The following is a 220-nucleotide window of genomic DNA, read 5'->3' as shown; positions in this document are numbered from 1 at the left end:
TCCGGCGCTGAGGCCGCCGTGCCACCGGTCGAGACAGCACCGAATCAACCTTCTTTTATGCGGGTATGCGACATCGAAGGCTTACGCACAGCGCAGGCGCAGGGCGCGACCCTGGTGGATTCCAGGGAGCCGCGTCGCTACGCCGGAGTAGAGGAGCCCATTGATCCGCTGGCCGGGCATATTCCCGGCGCGCTCAACCACCCATGGCAGGGAGTGACAG

The 220-nt window shown here is 65.5% G+C and carries 1 pseudogene; it reads left to right on the top strand.

Annotated features, from left to right (window positions below):
- A pseudogene (locus A3709_RS24595) lies at nucleotides 1-220 on the top strand (sulfurtransferase); the annotation flags it as partial.

Source organism: Halioglobus sp. HI00S01 (assembly GCF_001635445.1).
Lineage (GTDB): Bacteria > Pseudomonadota > Gammaproteobacteria > Pseudomonadales > Halieaceae > Halioglobus > Halioglobus japonicus.
Note: the sequence above shows the minus strand (reverse complement) of the source record. Positions and strands in the feature narration are given on the sequence as shown.